Genomic DNA, 22,126 nt, shown 5'->3' on the forward strand with positions numbered 1-22,126 from the left:
GGATAATTTAGTATTTTCGTTTGCCATGCACCAACAAGAACGCGATATAAAATATATGCAACGGGCACTTCAAATTGCAAAATTAGGAGGAGTCAATGTAGCACCTAACCCATTGGTTGGTTCGGTTATCGTTCATAACAACAAGATTATAGGCGAAGGATTCCACCAAAAATATGGTGCACCACATGCAGAAGTTAATGCCGTAAACGCAGTTAAGGACAAATCAATTCTTTCTGAATCTACGCTATACGTCACCTTGGAGCCCTGTGCACACTATGGGAAAACACCACCTTGCGCAGATTTAATCGTTGAGCATCAACTTAAACGTGTCGTTGTAGCATGCGTTGATACATTCTCTGCAGTAGCAGGAAAAGGTATTCAGCGGATGAAGGACGCTGGAATAACTGTTGACACAGGGGTTCTTGAAGAGGAAGCACGGTGGCTCAACCGTAGGTTTTTCACGTATCATGAACAGAATCGACCATACGTAATTTTGAAATGGGCAGAAACACGTGATGGATTTATGGACCGATTACCTGAAGAAAGAGCTACAGGAATCAACTGGATTACTCAACCAAGGACAAAGTTATTTGTTCACCAATGGAGGGGACAAGAGCAAGCCATTATGGTAGGTTGGAAGACCATCAACAACGACAATCCACAGTTGAACGTAAGAGCACTAGCAGGAGTTTCACCACATCGATTGATCATAGATCCAGAAGGAAAATCTAATCCACAATCAAAAGTTTTTCAGGATGGAGAAGCCACAACCATCATCAGTAAAACAAGGGCGATTGAAGGTATGCCTCCACACGTTGAAATAATCACCCTTGAAGAAATAAGTTCTGCTCAAATTTTAACTGTACTTCACGCCAAAAACATAATATCAGTATTTATAGAAGGTGGTGCATATACCCACTCACAATTTATTGCTGAAGGTTTATGGGATGAAGCCTATCAGTTGATTGGAAGCTCAACATTTAAAAAAGGAATTGCCGCACCAACACTTACCCATAAAACATTGATGACCCATGAAGTTTACGGAAAAGACATCATACAACATTACCGTAAAACATGATCTATTTATTGCTAAGCATACTTTGTTCAACTTTAATTCTGGTCATTTTCAGAATTTTCGAACGCTATAGCATCAATGTTTTTCAAGGAATAGTTTACAATTATATCACGGCATGTGCGGTCGGTTTTTTAATTTTCGGAGATGAATGGAACAATGAACATTTAGCACAAGGCACATGGATTCCTTATGTATTTATTGTTGGAACATTGTTCATTAGTTTATTTTCAATGATGGGCATCAGTTCGCAGAAGAACGGAATAGGAATTACATCAGTCACCGTAAAAATGAGTTTAGCAATTCCTGTATTGGCAGCAATTTTCTTATACAACGAAGCTGTTTATTGGTCCAAAGTTCTCGGAATTATCGCAGCATTAGTGGGCGTATTTTTAATTACTTATCCTTCTAAGAAGGGAAAAGTAAAAGGAGATAAAAGCAGCGTCTTATTTCTATTGGCTTTATTTCTTGGGAGTGGATTATTGGATACGATCATCAATTATGTAGAAAAAGTTGCGGCAGGTGAATTATCCTTGGCTTTATTCTCTGCCTTGGGTTTTGGAGTTGCTGCGAGCATTGGGCTCATCATTATGTTCTACAGGAGCTTTCGCAAAGAAATACAGTTACAAAAACGCGCTATTATAGGAGGAATTCTGCTGGGTATTCCCAATTACTTTTCCATTTATTTTTTAATGATGGCCATACGTTTTTCAGGATTTTCAGATTCCGTTACCTATGCAATAAACAATACAGGTGTTGTAATGGCTTCATTTTTAGTAGGCATTCTAGCATTTAAAGAAGCAACAACAGCATTAAAAATCATTGGAGGAGGAATTGCGGTGATTGCCATTCTACTTTTAACCTTATAATCTCACTTTTTATTGAACCAAATTGCCTTCTTGGAATTGGCAGTAAAGAAATAATAGCTTAGATTTGCATTTAGTAAACAATTGATAAAAGTTAAAATGAATACAGAAACATTATATGAAGAGGAGGTTCTAGAAACGCAAGTTACAGAACATAATTTGATTGTTTTCAATGATGATGTGAACACTTTTGATCATGTGATTGAATCTTTAATCAAGGTTTGTGATCATGATCCTATTCAAGCTGAGCAATGTACAACATTAATTCACTACCGTGGAAAATGTGATGTTAAGTCAGGAGAATTTGAAAAACTCGCCAGAATGTGCACAGGATTGTTGGACCGCGGAATTTCTGCTGAAGTTCACTAAAACTCTCCACTCGTTTACCCATTGATTTACAGAGAGATTATTAAAAACATTAAAGAAAATCAATTTATTTTTCATTTTCTTCTTGTTTAAAGGAAATAAATCATTAATTTTGCACCCGCTATGCACGAATAGCGAAACACATTAAAAAATTAAAAATGGCTCCGTAGCTCAACTGAATAGAGCACTACATTACGGCTGTAGAGGTTTCAAGTTTGAATCTTGACGGGGTCACAAAGCAAAAAAGCTTCCACTTAGGTGGAGGCTTTTTTCATTTTATACTTTGTGTGAACGATTGAAAAAAATCAAGAAAAAATAAAAAAATAGCCAAGCGACCTGAAAGAGTGCTAAGCATTTATTCGGACCCATCAATAAACCCTGAATTATTGTTTCCGTCGATCAGTAGATTTAAATCTCCAGATTGAGTAATGTATAAAATAATATATGCGTAATTATTAGACCCACTGCCATTGGTGAAATCCAAACAGCTGGAAGGATTATTTGATGCCGGGGCAAAGTTAAAAGGTCCTGCCACTCCAGGAGTACAAATTGTGATATTGGTATTACATTGAGCTATGACTTCTTGCGGAAACCAAATTAATATTATGAGTACAAAAAACTAAGCTAATTTTTTCATAATCTTCGTTTTCTAATGAATATTTCCAGATAAGTGATATAGGAGTCCGCTTCCTCTTGATGTTCTTTTGCCCATTGATGAGCTTCAAGCGAGAATTCGGATTGTCTTAAGTCATTCGTAATAGGGTAATTTACTGCTATGCTATCTCTACCTTCTTTTATTTGAACAAAGACAGCGTTTTCAAGATAACTTGAGTCGTTACCCAATTGAAATATTTTCTCATGAAGGAAATTAATTCTGGTTAGTCGCTTCTCCGGTGTATCAATTTGTGCAACAGAAGTTGAAATTATGAACATAGAGATAATTACAAACAACACTTTTATAGAAGTAGAATTTTTCATTTGAGTAGTAGTTTTTATTCGCTTAATAATCAAGCACTATATATAACGCCTGATATATTAAAAGGATGGCTTTTTTATCGAGCAATAAAACAACGAAAAACAAAACTATTTGCCTAACAAACATTTACGCCGTACCGACCAACCATAAATCGAATAAATAAAAGAGTAATTTGCCCTTTTTATAATAAAAAAGACAAAATATTTCATTGTTTTTTTGACCAAGCTGAACTAGATTAAACAATACATTTATCCTAAATAGAAAAAAACAGAAGCCTTTCTATCCCCTTCTTCAAAAATAGCATTCTACTATATATCCAAAAAATTTTGGATCAAGGCTTTCCCATGTTCACTCAGGATAGATTCGGGATGAAACTGAACACCATAAAGTTGAAACTTTTTATGACGCAAAGACATAATTTGTTGGTTTTCGTCGACAGCAGTTATTTTCAATTCTTCTGGAAATCCATTTCTTGAAACAATCCAACTGTGGTAACGTCCAATTCTAAATGAAGGAGGTAAATTTCTATACAATGCATCTTTCCTATCCACAACTTCAAGTTGAGTTGACACGCCATGATAAACCAGGGGTAAATTTTCTAATGTCCCACCGAAGACTTCACCTATGCCTTGCATACCTAGACAAACACCTAAAATCTTTTTAACTGAAGCATACCTTTCGATAAGTTTTATCAAAATACCAGCATCTTTAGGTAATCCAGGACCAGGAGACAAAACAACTGTATCATATCGATCAACCTCATCCAAGGTAATTTCATCATTTCTGAAAACATCTACTACATACTCCCCACTAGATTCAATATAATGGACCAAGTTATAAGTAAAAGAGTCGTAATTGTCTAAAACCAATATCTTATTCTTCACGTTTCAAATATAGAAAAAAACTGTTGTACTGATTCACAAAAAAGTCTGTAGAAAAGGTTTTTATTTCTTCTAACTTACGCAGTCGTTGATGTACAAGTATTGTGTAAAACTATTCGTCTATTCCTCTAAATTGAGGTCGAAAAAACCCCATCTTATTTGTATCTTTGAAGCGTAAAATTCAGCTGCCATGTATATAGTTTTTGATACCGAAACCACAGGATTACCGAAAAATTGGAATCTACCTTACACCGACACAGACAACTGGCCGAGGTGTATTCAGATTGCTTGGCAATTGCACGATGACAAAGGGCAATTGATCGAAGCGAAGGACTATATCATTCGTCCTGATGGGTTTGATATTCCTTATGATTCAGAACGTATCCATGGGATTTCTACGCTATTGGCCGAAACAGACGGTGTAGCACTTGCTGATATGTTGGAGGAATTCAACAGTGCATTAAAAAGATCAGAATTCATTGTTGGTCAAAACGTTGGATTTGATATCAACGTGATGGGATCTGAATTTGTGCGTTTAAACATGGAAACGCCGATGCACGACATGCCTATTTTGGATACGTGTACCGAAACAACTGCTGAACTTTGTCGTATTCCTGGAGGACGTGGTGGAAAATTCAAGCTACCGACCTTAACTGAACTTCACGAGCATCTATTTGATGTTCCTTTTAACGAAGCACATAATGCCACTGCCGACGTTGAGGCGACGGCTCGTTCTTTCTTTGAATTGGTTCGTAGGCGAATTTTTACTGCACAAGAACTGCACAGAGACGAAGCCTATTTTGAAGATTATTTAGAAGTCAACACTGATATCATACAAGCTGTTGGACTCAAACATGAGAACTTAAAAAAGAAAAGTCAAGAGTTAAAAGAAAAGTATGAAAATACTGATGAGGTAACCAAAGAAGACATCAAGGAAGGACTTGAAATTTTGGCAGATACTCAGTTTGTTCATCTGCATAACCACTCACAGTTTTCTGTCCTTCAGTCGACAAGTAACATTAAGGACCTGATCAAGAAAACGGCAGAGTACAACATGCCTGCAGTTGCATTGACAGATACCGGGAACATGATGGCTGCCTTTCACTTTGAGAAACACATCACAGCCCACAACAAAAACATTCGTAAAGAACGTGAGGAGGCGGAGAAAGAAGGAAAGCCTTTCAACAAGAATGAAATTACACCGATTATAGGATGTGAGTTTTACATCTGTGAAGACCACACCAACAAAACCGTTAAAGACAATGGTTATCAAGTCGTTTTATTGGCTAAAAACAAAAAAGGGTATCACAATTTAGCCAAAATGTCATCAATTGCCTTTACAGAAGGAAGGTATTATGTTCCGCGTATCGATAAAAAGGTAGTTGAAAAATATAAAGAAGACATCATTGTACTTTCAGGAAATATGTATGGGGAAATTCCATCTAAAATCTTGAACATTGGTGAAAAACAAGCTGAAGAAGCACTGATATGGTGGAAAGAACAATTTGGTGATGACTTTTACTTAGAATTAATGCGTCACGACCAAGAAGACGAACGCCGTGTGAACGAAGTCTTATTGCGTTTTGCCAAAGCACATGAGGTTAAAATCGTGGCCACAAACAACACCTTTTACCTGAACAAATCAGACGCTGGTGTTCACGATATATTACTCTGTATCAAGGATGGTGAAATGGTGGAGACACCAAAAGGTAGAGGTCGTGGTTTTAGATATGGATTGCCGAATGACAATTATTATTTCAAGTCTCCAGACGAAATGAAGGAATTGTTTGCTGATCTTCCGGAAGCGATCGAAAATACTATGGAAATCGCCAATAAATGTGAGAAGTATACACTCGCCAGTGATATTTTGCTTCCTGCATTTGATATTCCTGAAGAATTCCAAGATCCTAAAGATTTAGAGGATGGAGGTAAACGAGGAGAAAATAATTATTTGCGTCACCTGACTTATGAAGGGGCGAAAAAACGCTACCCTGAAATTACTGAAGAGATTCGTGAACGATTAGACTTTGAATTAAGCGTTATTGAAAATACTGGATATCCTGGATACTTCTTAATTGTGCAAGACTTTTGTCACGCCGCTCGAGACATGGGGGTTGTCGTTGGTCCAGGAAGGGGTTCTGCAGCGGGTTCTGCCGTAGCCTACTGTAACGGAATTACCAATGTTGACCCCATTGCCTACGACTTGCTTTTTGAGCGTTTCTTGAACCCAGACCGTGTTTCGATGCCCGATATTGATATTGACTTTGATGACGAAGGTCGTGGTCGAATTATCGACTGGGTAATTGAAAAGTATGGGGCAAATCAAGTGGCGCAAATTATTACTTATGGAACAATGGCTGCGAAGTCATCTGTTAGAGATACAGCACGTGTTTTAAACCTTCCATTGTTTGAAGCTGACCGTTTAGCAAAGTTGATTCCAGACACCTCCTTAAAGAATATTTTCGGACTCGATGCTGCTGACTTATCGGCCAAATTAAAGGACAATCAAGAGAGCATCGCCATGGCGAACCAACTGATTGACATTTCAAAAGGAAACGATTTACCTGCAAAAGTCTTGGGTAGTGCTCGAAAACTGGAAGGAAACGTAAGAAATACAGGAATTCATGCCTGTGGGGTAATCATTACTCCTGGAGACATTACCGAATATGTGCCTGTAGCTTTGGCTAAAGACTCAGACATGTATTGTACACAATACGATAACTCTGTTGTTGAAGAAGCTGGATTACTGAAGATGGACTTCTTAGGGTTAAAGACCTTAACCTTAATTAAGGATGCCGTTGCTTTTGTAAAAGAAAGACACGGTATTGATTTGGTTCCCGATGAATTCCCATTAGACGATCAAAAAACATACGAGCTATTCCAAAGAGGTGAAACTGTTGGGGTTTTCCAATATGAATCTCCAGGAATGCAAAAATACATGAGGGAATTAAAGCCCTCAGTATTTGCTGACTTGATTGCAATGAACGCCCTGTATCGACCAGGACCTTTAATGTACATACCTGATTTTATTAAACGTAAAAACGGGGAACAAGAAATTGTTTACGACATTGAGGCATCAAAAGAATTCCTAGAAGAAACTTATGGAATTACCGTTTACCAAGAGCAGGTAATGTTACTTTCCCAAAAACTTGGAGGTTTTACTAAAGGTGAAGCCGATACCTTGCGTAAAGCGATGGGTAAGAAAGTACTTTCTTTATTGGCTGAATTAAAACCAAAGTTTCTGAACCAAGGAGTTGAACGCGGTCATAACAAAGCGAAATTAGAAAAGATATGGCATGACTGGGAAGCCTTTGCTTCTTATGCATTCAACAAGTCACACTCTACATGTTATGCATGGATTGCTTACCAAACCGCTTATTTAAAAGCCAATTACCCAGCAGAATATATGGCTTCCGTGTTGAGTAACAACATGAATGACATTAAACAAGTGACCTTCTTTATGGAGGAATGTAAGCGTATGGGACTAGAAGTATTGGGTCCAGATGTCAACGAATCAAACTTTAAGTTTACCGTAAACAAAAAAGGGGCAATTCGTTTTGGCTTAGGTGCAATTAAGGGTGTAGGAAGTGGACCTGTAGATGCTATTGTTGAAGAACGTAGAGAAAACGGACCCTACAGAGATATTTTTGACATCACCAAACGTGTCAATCTGAGAAAATGTAATAAAAAAGCGTTTGAAGGATTAGCACTTTCAGGAGCACTTGATTCTTTTTCTAACGCACACAGAGCACAATATTTTGTTGAAGAAAATGGCCGAACATTCTTGGCCAACGCCATAAAATTTGGAAGTAATCATCAAGAAAGTTTAAACTCTAACCAAGTGAGTTTATTCGGTGAAGATTCAGGCGTTGAAACTCCAGCACCAAAAATCCCAATGGTGCAAGAATGGTCTTCGCTGCAAAAATTAAACAAAGAAAAAGAAGTCGTAGGGATTTACATTTCTGGTCACCCATTAGACGATTATAAAATTGATATAGAATCTTTCTGTAACGGAAGTGTTGAGTTCATTAATAAAGTGGATGAATATAAAAACTTAGAATTCACACTCGCTGCAATTATTACCGAAGTTGAACATCGCCATACCCGAAAAGGTGATCCCTTTGGTACGATAGTGATTGAAGATTATAACGATTCTGCTAAGTTGTTCTTTTTCCAAGAAGACTACGGTAGGTTCAAAGACTATATGGTGGAAGGATCTTTTATCTACCTGACAGGGAAAGTGCAATCAAAACGTTGGAATCAAAATGAATTTGAATTTAAAGTTCAGAAAATCGACTTCTTATCAAGTTTGAGAGAACAAAAAGCAAGCGCTTTAGAATTAAAAGTTGCGTTAAGTGAAGTAACCCATACTTTTATTGAAGAAATTGATGCTGTCTTTAAAGAAAATGAAGGTGCGTTTCAGGTCAAGTTTAAAGTTTATGATACTGTAAATAAACTTGAAGTCGAAATGCCTTCAAGAGCATTAAAGATTGATATTAACGATAAAGTCCTCAACACTTTTAAAAGTAGAAATATCGAATACCGATTGATTTAATCAAAAATAAATTTTTAATTATTTTACAGCATGAGATTAAAATCTTTGTTCACATTATTATTTATAAACTGCATTATTCAACTGAATGCACAAATTGATTATTCAAAATATGACTTGCATCCACCTATGGACATACCGATGGTATTGGCAGGAAATTTTGGTGAATTAAGAAGTAACCATTTTCATACAGGAATTGACATCAAAACCAACCAAAGAACAGGCTATAACATCCTCAGTGTTGAAGATGGTTATGTTTCTAGAATAAAGATCTCTCCTTGGGGTTATGGACACGCGGTTTATGTTGACCACTATAACGGATTGACTTCAGTTTATGCCCACTGCGAAGCATTTGTTGGGGAATTAGCACAACTTGTTGCTGAACAACAAAAAAAACAAGAGGGATTTGCCTTTGAGTTTTTTCCTGCGAAAGACGCTTTGAAAGTAAAAAAAGGACAAGTCATTGCTAAATCTGGAAATACAGGAGGAAGTACCGCTCCTCACCTTCACTTTGAATTAAGAGAAACAATTACAGAGCACCCTTTGAACCCTTTGCTTTTCAATTTCGACATCGCCGATAGTCAAGCACCTACAATACGTGGAGTAAAGGTTTATGCACTCACAGAACAGGGATACCGTGTTCCTAACAAAGCCAAACATTATCAAGTATGGGGAAGTAACGGCCAGTACAATATTTCAGGAAACAAAGTTGATATTGACGCCTCTTTTACCTCTGAAAAAGGAGGAGTCGGATTCGCTTTTGATGTGATCGATAAACTCGATGCTGCCAATAACATTTGTGGAATTCATGAATCGTTTTTAAGGGTTGATCAGGATACTGTTTTCGGGCAAAATATGGAACGTATTTCATTTTCTACCAATAGACATATCAATACGCACAAAGATTATGAAGAATACCATAACCGAAGAAAACACTTTCATAAATCATTTAGAACGAAACACAATCGCTTGCCAATTTACAGGCATGAAAAAAATCAAGGCATACTTAAAGCTGAGCCAGGACAGTCTTATGAAATTCAATATACCACTAAAGATGCTTATGGGAATACAAGCAAACTGGATTTTACACTAAATGTAAGTCAAGGTAAAAAGATAAAGGAACACATCTTTTATCCTAAACAAAAAGTGCTTTATCCTGACAGTGCTTTTTTAAGTTATAATGCACATCATTACATTCTATTTCCTCCAGGGATTATTTATGAGCCTACCCCTTTAATCTTGAAATCTTCACAAAATGCAGTCACTTTTGGTAGTGATTTAATTCCATTACAGGAAACATTTAAACTGATGCTGCCCATTCCAGATGAATCTTTCAGCGAAAAATCATACATCCAACGTGTCTCAAGATATGGAACACAATATTCTGAAAAAGGAACAGTAAAAGATGGCTGGATCACTGCACGTATCCGATCATTTGGTGAATTTTCAGTTCAAATTGACACCATAGCCCCTTACATTAAAAACAGAAATTTCGTCAATAATGGCAGAGTCAGTGGGAAACGTTTGATCTGGAATATTTCTGAAAAAGAATCTGGACTAGAAGATTATGACATTTTCATTGATGGTGAATGGTATTTATTGCAATACGAGCCCAAACGCAGTATGTTTTTCTTTGACCCTCCAAAAGATTTAAAAGGAAAGAAAAAAGTAGTCATTCGCGCTATAGATGCTTGTGGAAATAAGAATGAAGAAAGCTACAGTTTGACCTTCTAAAACTACTTTTTAAGGTATGAGAAAACTGAGAATAGTCCTTTTTATTATTTCTATAGTCTTATTGACTTTCTATCTCTTTGACCTAGACTACTCTAATTTGAATTGGTCAAACAATAAAGGAACTTATATAGGCATTGTGTCTACGGCGTGTTTAGGCTTTGCAATGATCATTTCTAACCATCACGACCGTAAAAGAGCACAAAAGTAATTCTACTAAAAAATAGAATCACCTAAAAATATTGATGACCATATTCATCAACCCTCATCGGAAATCCTTGATTAATTTAAATTTAGGAAACCTAGGATCACCATTTGGGGCGAACTTCAGTCCACCCCAATTAAGTGAAATGCTTTCAAAACCTAGTTCAAGAAACTTTTACTTACACCAATTCTACTAGGTTAATTATTTCTTAATCCACGTATGTTCTGTCCATTGCTTTTCGGTTTTTAACCTTAACAAATAAGTCCCCGCAGCAAAATCTAGAACATCAATAGGAATACTTTTGGCATTTACCTCAATTGTGCGAATGAGTTTCCCATTCATATCGTAAAGTGACACCTCTTCGATTGTCTGATTCAATTCCACATTCAAAATATTGGTCGCTGGATTAGGGTAAATTTTAGGCATTTCAATTGTTCCTTCATTCAGTCCAACCGAAGACAAAAACCTAAAGCCATTTGAAGATTCTTCACTCCACAAACCAGCAGCATTTTGACTACGAATAGTAAAGTAATACAATTCATCCAGAACAAAATTCTGACTCAATAAAGCAACAGAAGTATTCATTCCATAAGGAATCCAATCCACAATAGAATTATCATTAGGCTGAGTTCCTACTGCATACTCATAAGCAACAACTCCAGAGTTTGGATCAGCAGCTGACCAATTTGCAGTTGCTTCTAAAACAGTTGATGGCGCATAAATAGTGTCCAGATCAACTTGTGCATCTCCATCATGGACATAATTAAAGTTTGGTGCGGTCCAATCAACATTCACCAGGATTGAATCTACTTGAGAAATCATCTCAGAAGTATTGGTAATCAATGAACGAATCATTCCAGAAGGTTGCGAAGGCGAAGGATTTTGATAACGGATATCATTCGTGTTATCATCTCCAATATTGATTGTAACCGATGGGTAGCGAGAACGATAAACCATAAAATCATCTACTTCATAAGTACAATTTCCGTTTCGGAAGGAGATATAGTCGCCAGTAGCAATTGGATCTGCATCTGTCCAGGTAGCCACAAGGTCATCATTAACGTAAATCCAAACCTCGCCACTTATTCGATCATAAATCAATTTAAAGTCATACCAAGTATCATCATTAAAAACATGAGGCACATCAATAACAGGAGCACCGAAATTATCATTTTCAACTTTATAAAACTGAATTACATCTCCGTCTAATCTGAAGTAAACAAAATAAGAGTTATTCCTGTGCAATGCCGTTGGGTCATCTACAAAAATATGTAGCCCTGCCCTTCTGTTGGTTCCTTGTCCGCCCATTTTCCCTTTCCAATGGTAGATATGGTGATTCGACAAACTTTGATTCAAAGGTGCATAAATATTAGTATTTCCATCATTTTCATCTGATTGCCTAAGGACATTTGTTTCTGTCCAAGTTCCAGATTCAACGGTCCAGTCAGGGTGAATCGTAAAATCATCAAAATTTTCATAGAAAAAGCCTCTATCTGCATTCGCTCTCCATTCACTTCCATTATGATGGGCAACAGAATAGTACATTTTTTTAATTTCTGATCCAGGCACAGTTTCCGTAAAATTTTGAGTATAATCAGTCGTTTTCCAGCCCGAAACTGTATCCACCATCGTCAGAGGAGGATCAATGACAACAGTATTACAACTATAAGTTCCTTTGAATCCCGCTTTAGTTGTTCCCACATCAGAGGTAAACCTTATGGTCAGTTCTCCGCCAGATGAAGTAAAAGCCGGAGGAATATTAGACCCCGAGAATGGACTACCAGAAATTTGAGGAGAACTGGTTGAAGGACCATCGTAGATGTACAAGTTATCGTATCCGCTCTCTAAATCAAAGGATTGAAATTCTACATCTATACTTGATGCATTTGGAGGCGCAATCGTATAAGAGTAGTCCTCTTTATCATAATAATTTCTTCCTTCTCCTCCACCAATATCTACAATCGTACCTGAACAAGGAGAGACATAGCAATCGGTCATATAGTCTTCAATAGCATTCCAAAAATCGGGATATCCATCATCATTTCCTAAAGCCCACATTCCCATTCCTCCTAGATTACGTTTGCGTATAAAATCCAAACGAGAACGCATTTCATTTTCTTCCGTAATAAAACACTGGTATTTCTTTCCTCCAGAAGTGTAGTTATAATACACTGAATTACTCAAGCTTTCAACATTTCTATTGCTTACAGAATAATTCCCACTGACGTTGTTTTTTAATCCTGCATAAGTTATAGAAGACCCCGTTCCTGAAACCGTTGATGCAGGGATGGAGAAACTATTCACCTGCCATTGTCTACCATAATACGGAAGCGCCAAGATTATTTTATCGCTCGGAATACCTTTGTCTAAGTAATAACTTGTTGATCTCGAAAGTGTATAGTTATACGAATTACCGAAGTGAAACAAAGGGTCGGTAGGTCCAGCGTTTGCACTACCACTATAGTAATAGTCATACCCCATGATACAGAACAAATCGATGTGAGGCAATAATGCTGGAATATCATAGATGCTGCTCCATTCTACAGCATGCAAAGCCATTGAGATTTGCGCTCCAGGAATTGCATTTTTCATTTGAGTAGATAAGCTAATCATGAAATCTCTGAAACCTGATTTGTGGCTAGTACTCATACTTTCAAAATCTATATTGACTCCATGGGCCCCCCTATTTTGAATAAGATTAATCAAATTTGTGATTAATGTTTGTTGGGCTGAAGCACTATTGAAAAAGGTGGTATGGTTACTGAACAGAGTAACACACAAATTCACACGCACTCCATTGGCTAATGCTTGGGTAACAGAATTAACCGTTTCAAAACCGTTCGTTGTTGTAGGTTGACCATTGTTGGGGTTTACAGCGTATCCGAAATAAGAAAAGTCGGTCAATAAGTCCCATTGATAATTAGCTTCTTTTCCATTATTCCAATACGGATGCCATCCAAATACCTTTTTCTCGATGTTACAATTAGATTTTTGATAATTTACAGGTCCAGGAGAAACATAATGATCCTCATAATATTGATAATCCTTACCTAGTGCATCATAGTATTCCATTTGTTCTTGATGAATCGATTTAGGCTGTTGAATTTGCCCAAAAGTCATAGAAGCTAGAATACATAAAAAAGAAGTGTGTAGTAGTTTCATTTTTAATGTGTTTCCACAAAAATAAATAAGATTATCTACATAAAAGGCGTTTTCATGGATTAATATCTAAAAAATGTTGATTTTTTAACTCAAAACCGTGGCGTTCGTCAAAAAAACAACAGAGGTTTTTCTTTTTGAAGTCAAGCTAATAGGTTCTGTATTACTTTTTAGACTTTAAGTATTTGTCTATTCGTTTGGTAATAATTTTGAACATCATTTCTGCATCTTTTTCATCCAATTTTCGACCAAAAGAGTGTTTCTTTTGAAAATATTCAAACTGTATACGGTTGGTTCCCCTCACCCATGGAGAATCGTCATAAACTTTTTGAAAGGAGTTTTCTTTAAGTGTAACTAAACTTAGGCGGGTAATGTTTTCTAAGAAATATTGCTTTGCACTTCCGTATTGTCCAGTCGCTCTTTTTATTCTTAAACTATTAGCATCTAACTTGATGTATTCTCTACCAAAGAACAAGAATAAAATCGTTCTCAAGACACGCAGGGCAAAATACAACCAGAAAACCATAAAGATGAATAAGGCCAATTTCTCTTGGTCTGAATAGTCTTGAAATATTTGAGAAGCAACATATCCACCGATCAGAAGCCATAGTGCAAACCAAACAAGTATCAATGTTTTTTTTCGTCCCAACTTGGGCGGATAGATAACAAAACTAATACTGTCTTTCTTATCAACAAAGCTAATGCGTTCTCCAATCCATTTCATAGTACAAAGATATAGGATATTTCTAAATTAATGAATGGTCTCTAAAGAAAGAAAAAAAATGTTTCAAAAAAGGTTAATTGATGAATAATATATAATACTACTCAAAGGAGTAACTATTTTTAATCAGCCCAAAGCAAAATCATAAAGCATCGTTTAATTTTTAATTAACTTTTGAGTGGCTATGCCTTTATTTGTATTCACATGAATAAAGTATGTTCCTTGAGGGAATTTACTTATATCAATAGCGGTGTTTTCTGTGCTTAGCATTGCTTTTCCATCAATAGCGTAAATGTTAATCGTGTGTATTTCTGCAGTATTCACTTTCACATGAATAAGGTCAGAAGAAGGATTAGGATAAATCACAACATTTTGATTGATTTTCTCTTCTGGTAAAGCCACTAAAGCTTCATTTCCATAAGTTACATTCAATACGGGTGCAAAATCAGGATCACTGGTTCCTGAAAACTCAATTATACCTTCAGATATGAAAGGAGAAGATATTTTGAATTGCGTGATATCATTAACGGTGATGTACTCTAATAATTCACTAGGTAAATCTAAACGCACCCAGTTTCCATCCGTATTGCTTCCAAAAACACATGGATTTCCTTCTTCTTTGGAAGGTGCACTAAAATCAACAGCTTCCACTGCCGCACTAATTCCAAAAGCACCATCATTAATTTCTATCAACACATTAGGGTCTATTGGCTCATTCCCTGTGTGTTGAATTCTATGTAGAAATAAACTGGCCTTCTCTGCAATTGAATCGAGATTATAAAGTGTTTCAAAAGTAAGGATTGTCTTGTGCACTGTCCCGCCTAAATCACCAAGGAATAACTTTGTACTCACTGTACCGTCAGAAGAAACAGAACCTGTAGTTAAACTATCTTCTGCAATAAAATATTTGTCGGCCATAAAAGCTTTGTGATAAAACTTTTGAGTTGTATAGCCTATAAGGTCTCTATATCCTTGTGCTGATAAATGAAAGCAATCTTTAAACACTCCATAATTTCGCATTGAGTTCTTTGGAGAAGGATAATCGGTAAAACCATAAGGTAATGGGGCACTTAAAGGTGCATAAGTTCCATAAGGAGCAATTCCTAATGGGTCGATTTGTCCATAAGAATATTGTGTAATTCCTGTAGCTTTTACGAATTCAACGCGCGGATCATTCGCATAATAGGATTCAATATCGGAGGAGAAAATATTCAACAAATCATTTATTTCTTGGTTTGAAGGGTTCTCCATTCCTTGCCAAGTCCCATAAAACGGATGAGAACTTGGGAAAAGTGTTCCTGTAATCACCTCTTCAAAATTAGGATAGGCATAACCTCCCCAAACTACTTTTACATCTGGTCTTACTCCTTTGATAAAATCAATGACTGCGATCACACTGTCTTTTACTTGAAACCTCAATGAATCGGTTTGTGCTTGCGTAAAGGATTGTGATTTCCAACTACCCAGAACATCATTTCCTCCTATGCTCAAGTGTACGTATTCAATTGTAGGTTTGCTGATAAGTTGATTGGCGATTTCACCTTGTTTTGTTGGTGTTAAAAAATCTACTGTTTCGGCTCCGTTTTCAGACAATGTAAGATTGGTATAATACTTCACGTTAGAATGCCCCCAATCTGAATAAACATTATTAATTGTTCCATCTACATTCATGAAAAAAGCCCAACTATCACCAACGAGCAGTACTTTTGTTTCTTCGTTTTCCGAACATTGACTGAATGCAAAATGAAATGATAAAAGGAATAAGACACAAGTTGAGAATAGTGTTTTCATAATGTAGTAGTTTGAGATGTTTATACAGTATAAATTAACGAATAAAAGTTCAGATTCACAATAGTATAGGCATAAAATTAAATATTCAACATTATGATGTAAATTTACTAGAAGTTGAATACCTGTTATTGATAAAATATCAAACTATGGAGTGGAAGAATAAAAACAACAAATTAACAAAGACCTATTCATTTAAAGATTTTATGGAAGCGGTGAATTTCATCAACAAAGTGGCCGTCATTGCAGAGGAAATAAAACATCATCCAACGCTCTATTTACACAGTTACAAAAAAGTGGATGTTCAATTAACAACACATGATCAAGGGGCTGTGGTTACAGAAATCGATTTTAAGATGGCAGAACGTATTGATGAAATAATAAAAGAAGATTAAATCAGGGTAAAAACTTTATCTTTGAAAAAAAAAATAGAACATGGCTAAAGTTGGAATTATAATGGGAAGCAAATCGGATTTACCGGTTATGCAAGAAGCGGCAGATATTTTAAATTATTTAGGCGTAGCCTATGAGATGGATATTGTATCTGCACATAGAACTCCTGAGAAGATGTTTGAGTATGGTAAAAATGCGCACAAAAGAGGCGTTAAGACAATTATTGCAGGTGCTGGAGGAGCGGCACATTTACCTGGTATGGTTGCTTCACTTACCCCCCTTCCAGTGATTGGTGTTCCAGTAAAATCAAGAAACTCAATCGATGGTTGGGATTCTATTCTATCCATTCTACAAATGCCAGGAGGAATCCCAGTTGCAACAGTTGCTTTAGATGGTGCAAAGAACGCAGGGATACTAGCAGCGAAGATTGTTGCTGTAGGTGAGCCTGAATTAATGGAAAGATTGGTGGAGTATATTGAGGAACTCAAACAAAAGGTATTGGAAACAGCCAAGGAATTATAATAGTTAAAAAAGATAAAATATAATGAGGGACTCAATGAGTTCCTCTTTTTTTTGGTTTCATTTAATCAACTCCAACAAAATTATGGTTTAATTCATGATGAAAAAAAAAGCGTTTCCGAAGAAACGCTTTTTAAATTTATAATCTGTTTGATTAACCACCGAAGTCATCAAATGATACGTTTTCTGGTGGAACACCCCATTGGTCACACATATTAAGAACAGCTTGGTTCATTAAAGGTGGACCACAGAAATAGAATTCTATATCTTCAGGTTCATCATGTTTAGATAAATATTGATCGATTACAGCTTGGTGAACGAATCCTAAGAATCCATCTCCTTCTTCATCGTGAATATCCTTCTTCACTTTCCAATTGTCTTCCTCTAGAGGTTCAGACAACACCATGTAGAATTTGAAATTAGGGAATTCTCTTTCTAAAGCGCGGAAGTGTTCGATATAGAACAGCTCAGCTCTTGAACGCCCTCCATACCAATAAGTCACTTTTCTGTCTGTTTTCATTGTTCTAAACAGCTCATATAAGTGTGAACGCATTGGCGCCATTCCAGCACCACCTCCAATGTATAACATCTCTGCATCAGAATCTTCATTGATAAAGAATTCACCATAAGGTCCTGAGATAATTGCAGTGTCTCCTACTTTTAAGTTGAAGATATAAGAAGACGCTATACCAGGATTTACTTTCATCCAACCACCTGCTTTACGATCAAATGGTGGAGTTGCAATACGCACGTTCAACATAATTCTTCTTCCTTCTGCAGGGTAAGAAGCCATTGAATAAGCACGAACTGTATCTTCATCATTTCTCATTTGCAATGGCCAAAGTTTGAACTTATCCCATTCCGCTTTGAACTTATCAGGTTGTCCAGGGTGATCTTCTGGATGCGCTGTAATGTCCATTGTTTTGAAATCTACAACACAAGGTGGAATTTTAATCTGAATATATCCTCCAGCCTTGTAATCCATATCTTCAGGAACTTCAACAATAAACTCCTTAATGAAAGAAGCTACGTTATAGTTCGACACAACTTTAGCTTCCCATTCTTTAACACCAAGAACTTCTTCATCGATTTCAATTTGCATATCTTCTTTTACCTTAACCTGGCAACTAAGACGCATATTCTCTTTGATTTCTTTTCTTGAAAAGTGTGGTTCTTCAGTAGGAAGAATACTTCCACCACCTTCATGTACTTTACAAGTACATTGGATACAAGTACCTCCACCACCACAAGCAGAAGCTAAAAATATTTTTTCATTACTTAAGGTATTCAAAAGGGTATCTCCTGCATTTACCTCAAGTACTTTATCTCCATTAATCGTAATTTTAAGTTTACCTGGTGGTGTTAATTTTGCCTTTACAAAAAGCAACATCGAAACCAACAGTAAAATAACTGCTAAGAAGAATATTACTGTAATTAAAATTGATAAACCCATTACTGCTCTAGTTTTTCGTTAATAATTTGTGAAGTTTCAACTGTACTCACAGTACTCGTTTTCTCTTCTTTCTTTTTTCCGTATTCTACCCCCATAAAGCTCATGAAAGCGATTCCCATTAATCCAGTAACAATAAAGGTGATACCTAATCCTCTTAAAGCTGGTGGAACTTTTGAATAGCGTATTTTCTCACGAATAGCGGCCAAAGAAACAATTGCAATGAACCAACCAATTCCAGAACCCAAAGCGAATGCTGAAGCATCAAGGATTGTTGAATACTGACGGTCTTGCATAAACAACGCTCCCCCTAAGATTGAACAGTTTACTGCGATCAGTGGAAGGAAGATTCCCAACGCTCCATATAAAGCAGGTGCAAACTTCTCTACTAACATCTCAACTAACTGCACAATAGAAGCTACTACTGCAATAAACATAATGAAAGAAAGGAATCCTAAATCAATGGTTTTTGATCCACTTACTCCGTATTCTGGGTTTAACCAAACCAAAGCACCTTCTTTCAACACATAGTTCTCTAATAAATAGTTCATCGGTACAGTAACCACCAATACGAAGACTACTGCTAATCCAAGACCTACTCCTGTTTTCACTGTTTTAGAAACAGCCAAATAAGAACACATTCCCAGGAAATAGGCGAAAATCATATTTTCGGTAAAAATCGCCTTTACGAATATATCTAATGTACTTTCCATAATTATAATCTTATCTTCTTATTAATTTTCTTCAACGAGTTCTTTATTCATAGAACGCTGAACCCAGATAATGATACCTACAACGATCAGTGCCATTGGAGGAAGAATCATCATGTTGTTGTTCATATAACCGATTGCGTACAGCCCTGATTCTTCACCCGGAAGGTTATTTCCAAAAATGGAAGCTCCCCAGATTTTTCCAGAACCTAGTACTTCACGTACCAAAGCAACAAGCACTAGAATCCAAGCGTATCCAATAGCGTTTCCTACAGCATCTAAAATAGATGGCCAAGGTTTATTTGCCATTGCGAAGGCTTCAAAACGTCCCATAATAATACAGTTCGTAATGATCAACCCAACGAAAACCGACAGTTTCTCAGAAACATCGGGAACGAAAGCTTGGAGTGACTCGTTTACAATAATTACTAATGAAGCAACAATTACCAACTGTACGATAATACGTACACGTGAAGGGATTAGGTTTCTAAGTAAAGAAACCACAAGGTTTCCAAAAACCATAACGAATATTACAGAAATAGACATCCAGAACGCTTGTTCTACCTGTACTGTAATCGCTAATGCAGAACAAATTCCTAATACCTGAATGGTAATTGGGTTATTGTCTGATAATGGATCAGTAATTAATCGCCTATTCTTTTTAGAGAATAATGGTTCACTTGGCGCTTTAACTTTATCTTCAGTCTTACTCATAGCACTATTTATTTTTACTGAAATATTTATAATACACTTCCATGGTCTCATTCACCATACGCTCAACTCCTTTTGAGGTAATGGTACCTCCAGTGATTCCGTCTACCTTTTGCGTTTCAGAACCCGTTCCGTTTTGAACAACTGTAATTGGCGTAAAGGTACCATCGATCGCGATTTTCTCACCATTGTAACGGTTTTCAAAGAAGCTTTGAGAAATCTCAGCCCCTAAACCTGGAGTTTCACCTTTGTGGTCAAATGAAGTACCAACGATTGTTTCATAGTCATCAGCCAAAGCTACGAATCCCCAAATTGGTCCCCATAACCCTTTTCCAACTACTGGTAAAACAAAAAGCTTTTCTCCATCTTTTTCAGCTTCGAAAATTGGATAAAGTCGATCTGCAACCTTAATCGTTTTGTCTCTGAATTGTTTTTGTACATCTAAATTGAAGGCTTGCTTTTCTTCTGGCAGATTTTCTTGTAAAACCCCAGTATGAGAAATCACATAGCTATCTTTAATGTACTGGTCGTATTTTTCACTTCCGTCTTTACGTGTTGATTCAACACCTAAGGCTGAAAGGATATTCATTTTTTTCTTTACCGCTACATTCGCGTCTTTTCTATCTTTTAACCCTAATGATAAGGAAGAAAGAATCACTCCAACAACTATAACCAATATAATTGAGAAGGCAAATGTATAACCGTTTCCGTCTTTATTAACTTGCATATCTAAGCTGTTTTAAATCGTTTTTTACGTCTTGAAATATTTGCTTGAACCACATAATGGTCAATCAATGGAGCCATGATATTCATGAACAGAATGGCCAACATTACTCCCTCAGGATAAGCTGGGTTCAATACACGAATCAAAACGGCAAGTCCACCTCCTAGGAAACCATACCATAATTTCCCGTATTGGGTTTGTGCTGCAGTTACAGGATCGGTAGCCATAAACACAGCACCAAAGGCGAAACCACCAATAATTAAATGGTAATAAGCAGGCATATCCATATATGCGTTAGCGCCAATTAAGTTCATCAATAATCCAAATACAAATCCTCCTGCAAAGAAAGACAAGATAATTCTCCAAGAAGCTACACCAGTATACAACAACAATGCTGCTCCTAACATAATAGCAATAACAGAGGTTTCACCAACAGACCCTGGGACCATACCAATAATAGCATGAAGAGGATCATATGCACCTTCAAATTTTTGTAATAACTCTGCACTTGTCGATGTAGCAGATAAAGCTTCTCCTGCCACTACTGGAGCGTCCCCAACAAAGGAAGCTACATCTCCTAATGCTGTAGCACCAGAGGCTCCATCAGGAAGTGTTCCACCGTTTTGGGCAATTATATCTGAAGTACCAGACTTCCATACCTTATCTCCTGACATTGCTGTTGGATAAGCAAAGAATAAGAATGCTCGAGCGGTAAGGGCAACGTTTACGATGTTCATCCCTGTACCTCCAAACACCTCTTTACCAATCACTACGGCAAATGCAGTAGCAACACCAACCATCCACAATGGAACGTCAGCTGGCATGATTAAAGGAATTAACATTCCCGATACTAAGAATCCTTCATGAAGTCCGTGTCCACGCATAAATCCAAAGATGAATTCTATGGCCAAACCAACTCCGTAAGATACGATGAGTATTGGCAATACTTGTAACACTCCATAGAGTAGTTTATCGCCAAATCCAGTCATATAGTCACTATATGCTCCGAATTGTTCTGGATTTAAATAAGATTGTAATTCGTAATGCCAATGTCCTGTATTATAAATACCAAACAACAATGCTGGGATCATCGCTAAAACGACCATAAACATAGTACGTTTTAAATCCACACCATCACGAATATGAGCCCCTTTCTTTGTTACGTGTTTTGGCGTAAACAAGAAAGTTGAGAGAGATTCATACAGCGGGTACATTTTCTCCCACTTACCACCCTTCTCAAACTTTGGGTCAAGATTTTGAATGACTTTTTTTAATGCTTTCAATTTCCTAAATTTTATTATT

Annotated in this window: 19 protein-coding genes and 1 tRNA gene; 9 read left to right on the top strand and 11 right to left on the bottom strand. The window is 36.8% G+C overall.

The window, feature by feature from the left end:
* Positions 1–25: 25 nt before the first annotated feature.
* The 4 genes from ribD to ACN0U3_RS03395 all read left to right on the top strand — a co-directional run bounded on the left by ribD (position 26) and on the right by ACN0U3_RS03395 (position 2,538).
* On the top strand, positions 26–1,078 hold the full coding sequence (ribD, locus tag ACN0U3_RS03380; RefSeq protein ID WP_417265146.1) for a bifunctional diaminohydroxyphosphoribosylaminopyrimidine deaminase/5-amino-6-(5-phosphoribosylamino)uracil reductase RibD: 1,053 nt from the start codon (positions 26–28) through the stop codon (positions 1,076–1,078).
* Positions 1,075–1,941 (top strand): EamA/RhaT family transporter, encoded by an 867-nt coding sequence (locus ACN0U3_RS03385; protein WP_417265147.1) that lies wholly within the window; start codon positions 1,075–1,077, stop codon positions 1,939–1,941. Before ribD ends, ACN0U3_RS03385 begins: the two co-directional genes overlap by 4 nt.
* Positions 1,942–2,037: 96 nt before the next feature.
* Positions 2,038–2,307 carry an ATP-dependent Clp protease adaptor ClpS gene (locus tag ACN0U3_RS03390; RefSeq protein WP_417265148.1) on the top strand — a complete coding sequence of 90 codons (270 nt, stop codon included), beginning with the start codon at positions 2,038–2,040 and terminating at the stop codon, positions 2,305–2,307.
* Positions 2,308–2,464: 157 nt separating this feature from the next.
* Positions 2,465–2,538, top strand: a tRNA-Arg gene (locus tag ACN0U3_RS03395).
* 121 nt (positions 2,539–2,659) lie between these two features.
* Here ACN0U3_RS03395 and ACN0U3_RS03400 read toward each other — a convergent pair.
* From ACN0U3_RS03400 to ACN0U3_RS03410, 3 genes are all read right to left on the bottom strand, one after another.
* The gene (locus ACN0U3_RS03400) at positions 2,660–2,839 is read right to left on the bottom strand and encodes a hypothetical protein (RefSeq protein WP_417265149.1); all 180 of its coding nucleotides are present in this window, start codon (positions 2,837–2,839) and stop codon (positions 2,660–2,662) included.
* A gap of 98 nt (positions 2,840–2,937) precedes the next feature.
* Entirely contained in the window at positions 2,938–3,282 is a 345-nt protein-coding gene (locus ACN0U3_RS03405; RefSeq protein WP_417265150.1) for a hypothetical protein, read from the bottom strand.
* Positions 3,283–3,588: 306 nt separating this feature from the next.
* Positions 3,589–4,164, bottom strand: a complete 576-nt coding sequence (locus ACN0U3_RS03410) for an anthranilate synthase component II (protein ID WP_417265151.1) — start codon at positions 4,162–4,164, stop codon at positions 3,589–3,591.
* 187 nt (positions 4,165–4,351) lie between these two features.
* Between ACN0U3_RS03410 and dnaE the strand changes: the two genes are divergently transcribed.
* From dnaE to ACN0U3_RS03425, 3 genes are read left to right on the top strand one after another with little or no spacing between them, the layout of a single operon-like run.
* Complete coding sequence (gene dnaE, locus ACN0U3_RS03415) at positions 4,352–8,716, top strand: DNA polymerase III subunit alpha (protein WP_417265152.1); 4,365 nt, start codon at positions 4,352–4,354, stop codon at positions 8,714–8,716.
* 30 nt (positions 8,717–8,746) lie between these two features.
* Positions 8,747–10,447, top strand: coding sequence for a M23 family metallopeptidase (locus tag ACN0U3_RS03420; RefSeq protein WP_417265153.1), 1,701 nt, complete (start codon positions 8,747–8,749; stop codon positions 10,445–10,447).
* 16 nt (positions 10,448–10,463) lie between these two features.
* The gene (locus ACN0U3_RS03425) at positions 10,464–10,655 is read left to right on the top strand and encodes a hypothetical protein (RefSeq protein ID WP_417265154.1); all 192 of its coding nucleotides are present in this window, start codon (positions 10,464–10,466) and stop codon (positions 10,653–10,655) included.
* Between the two features lie 195 nt (positions 10,656–10,850).
* Here ACN0U3_RS03425 and ACN0U3_RS03430 read toward each other — a convergent pair whose 3' ends face one another.
* The 3 genes from ACN0U3_RS03430 to ACN0U3_RS03440 form a co-directional block, all read right to left on the bottom strand.
* Positions 10,851–13,811 carry a glycosyl hydrolase family 18 protein gene (locus ACN0U3_RS03430; RefSeq protein WP_417265155.1) on the bottom strand — a complete coding sequence of 987 codons (2,961 nt, stop codon included), beginning with the start codon at positions 13,809–13,811 and terminating at the stop codon, positions 10,851–10,853.
* A gap of 160 nt (positions 13,812–13,971) precedes the next feature.
* Positions 13,972–14,532, bottom strand: a complete 561-nt coding sequence (locus tag ACN0U3_RS03435) for a hypothetical protein (protein ID WP_299203640.1) — start codon at positions 14,530–14,532, stop codon at positions 13,972–13,974.
* Between the two features lie 153 nt (positions 14,533–14,685).
* Complete coding sequence (locus tag ACN0U3_RS03440; RefSeq protein WP_417265156.1) at positions 14,686–16,320, bottom strand: SGNH/GDSL hydrolase family protein; 1,635 nt, start codon at positions 16,318–16,320, stop codon at positions 14,686–14,688.
* A gap of 146 nt (positions 16,321–16,466) precedes the next feature.
* Here ACN0U3_RS03440 and ACN0U3_RS03445 point away from each other — a divergent pair, with 146 nt between their 5' ends.
* Together ACN0U3_RS03445 and purE are read left to right on the top strand one after the other, a co-directional pair.
* Positions 16,467–16,712 (top strand): 4a-hydroxytetrahydrobiopterin dehydratase, encoded by a 246-nt coding sequence (locus ACN0U3_RS03445; RefSeq protein ID WP_417265157.1) that lies wholly within the window; start codon positions 16,467–16,469, stop codon positions 16,710–16,712.
* A gap of 40 nt (positions 16,713–16,752) precedes the next feature.
* Positions 16,753–17,232: a 5-(carboxyamino)imidazole ribonucleotide mutase gene (gene purE, locus ACN0U3_RS03450; RefSeq protein WP_417265158.1), complete on the top strand. Its 480-nt coding sequence runs from the start codon at positions 16,753–16,755 to the stop codon at positions 17,230–17,232.
* Positions 17,233–17,383: 151 nt separating this feature from the next.
* Here purE and nqrF read toward each other — a convergent pair whose 3' ends face one another.
* From nqrF to ACN0U3_RS03475, 5 genes are read right to left on the bottom strand one after another with little or no spacing between them, the layout of a single operon-like run.
* Entirely contained in the window at positions 17,384–18,682 is a 1,299-nt protein-coding gene (gene nqrF / locus ACN0U3_RS03455; protein ID WP_417265159.1) for an NADH:ubiquinone reductase (Na(+)-transporting) subunit F, read from the bottom strand.
* The gene (gene nqrE / locus ACN0U3_RS03460) at positions 18,682–19,392 is read right to left on the bottom strand and encodes an NADH:ubiquinone reductase (Na(+)-transporting) subunit E (protein ID WP_299203655.1); all 711 of its coding nucleotides are present in this window, start codon (positions 19,390–19,392) and stop codon (positions 18,682–18,684) included. Before nqrE ends, nqrF begins: the two co-directional genes overlap by 1 nt.
* Before the next feature lie 21 nt (positions 19,393–19,413).
* Positions 19,414–20,103, bottom strand: coding sequence for an NADH:ubiquinone reductase (Na(+)-transporting) subunit D (locus ACN0U3_RS03465; RefSeq protein WP_299203658.1), 690 nt, complete (start codon positions 20,101–20,103; stop codon positions 19,414–19,416).
* A 4-nt stretch (positions 20,104–20,107) separates the two neighbouring features.
* Positions 20,108–20,827 carry an NADH:ubiquinone reductase (Na(+)-transporting) subunit C gene (gene nqrC, locus ACN0U3_RS03470; RefSeq protein ID WP_299203660.1) on the bottom strand — a complete coding sequence of 240 codons (720 nt, stop codon included), beginning with the start codon at positions 20,825–20,827 and terminating at the stop codon, positions 20,108–20,110.
* A gap of 2 nt (positions 20,828–20,829) precedes the next feature.
* A complete protein-coding gene (locus ACN0U3_RS03475; RefSeq protein ID WP_299203662.1) occupies positions 20,830–22,107 on the bottom strand; it encodes an NADH:ubiquinone reductase (Na(+)-transporting) subunit B in 1,278 nt (425 codons plus the stop codon).
* Positions 22,108–22,126: the final 19 nt, after the last annotated feature.

The sequence above is a fragment of the Brumimicrobium sp. genome, from assembly GCF_048268645.1.
Lineage (GTDB): Bacteria > Bacteroidota > Bacteroidia > Flavobacteriales_D > Crocinitomicaceae > Brumimicrobium > Brumimicrobium ulvae.

What these genes read in the sequence shown, in the direction of transcription:
- dnaE (WP_417265152.1), top strand. Translation starts at nt 4,352, where the DNA reads ATGTATATAGTTTTTGATACCGAAACCACAGGATTACCGAAAAATTGG.
- ACN0U3_RS03445 (WP_417265157.1), top strand. Translation starts at nt 16,467, where the DNA reads ATGGAGTGGAAGAATAAAAACAACAAATTAACAAAGACCTATTCATTT.
- ACN0U3_RS03425 (WP_417265154.1), top strand. Translation starts at nt 10,464, where the DNA reads ATGAGAAAACTGAGAATAGTCCTTTTTATTATTTCTATAGTCTTATTG.
- ACN0U3_RS03390 (WP_417265148.1), top strand. Translation starts at nt 2,038, where the DNA reads ATGAATACAGAAACATTATATGAAGAGGAGGTTCTAGAAACGCAAGTT.
- nqrF (WP_417265159.1), bottom strand. Translation starts at nt 18,682, where the DNA reads ATGGGTTTATCAATTTTAATTACAGTAATATTCTTCTTAGCAGTTATT.
- ribD (WP_417265146.1), top strand. Translation starts at nt 26, where the DNA reads ATGCACCAACAAGAACGCGATATAAAATATATGCAACGGGCACTTCAA.
- ACN0U3_RS03430 (WP_417265155.1), bottom strand. Translation starts at nt 13,811, where the DNA reads ATGAAACTACTACACACTTCTTTTTTATGTATTCTAGCTTCTATGACT.
- nqrE (WP_299203655.1), bottom strand. Translation starts at nt 19,392, where the DNA reads ATGGAAAGTACATTAGATATATTCGTAAAGGCGATTTTTACCGAAAAT.
- ACN0U3_RS03435 (WP_299203640.1), bottom strand. Translation starts at nt 14,532, where the DNA reads ATGAAATGGATTGGAGAACGCATTAGCTTTGTTGATAAGAAAGACAGT.
- ACN0U3_RS03385 (WP_417265147.1), top strand. Translation starts at nt 1,075, where the DNA reads ATGATCTATTTATTGCTAAGCATACTTTGTTCAACTTTAATTCTGGTC.
- ACN0U3_RS03440 (WP_417265156.1), bottom strand. Translation starts at nt 16,320, where the DNA reads ATGAAAACACTATTCTCAACTTGTGTCTTATTCCTTTTATCATTTCAT.
- ACN0U3_RS03465 (WP_299203658.1), bottom strand. Translation starts at nt 20,103, where the DNA reads ATGAGTAAGACTGAAGATAAAGTTAAAGCGCCAAGTGAACCATTATTC.
- nqrC (WP_299203660.1), bottom strand. Translation starts at nt 20,827, where the DNA reads ATGCAAGTTAATAAAGACGGAAACGGTTATACATTTGCCTTCTCAATT.
- ACN0U3_RS03405 (WP_417265150.1), bottom strand. Translation starts at nt 3,282, where the DNA reads ATGAAAAATTCTACTTCTATAAAAGTGTTGTTTGTAATTATCTCTATG.
- ACN0U3_RS03420 (WP_417265153.1), top strand. Translation starts at nt 8,747, where the DNA reads ATGAGATTAAAATCTTTGTTCACATTATTATTTATAAACTGCATTATT.
- purE (WP_417265158.1), top strand. Translation starts at nt 16,753, where the DNA reads ATGGCTAAAGTTGGAATTATAATGGGAAGCAAATCGGATTTACCGGTT.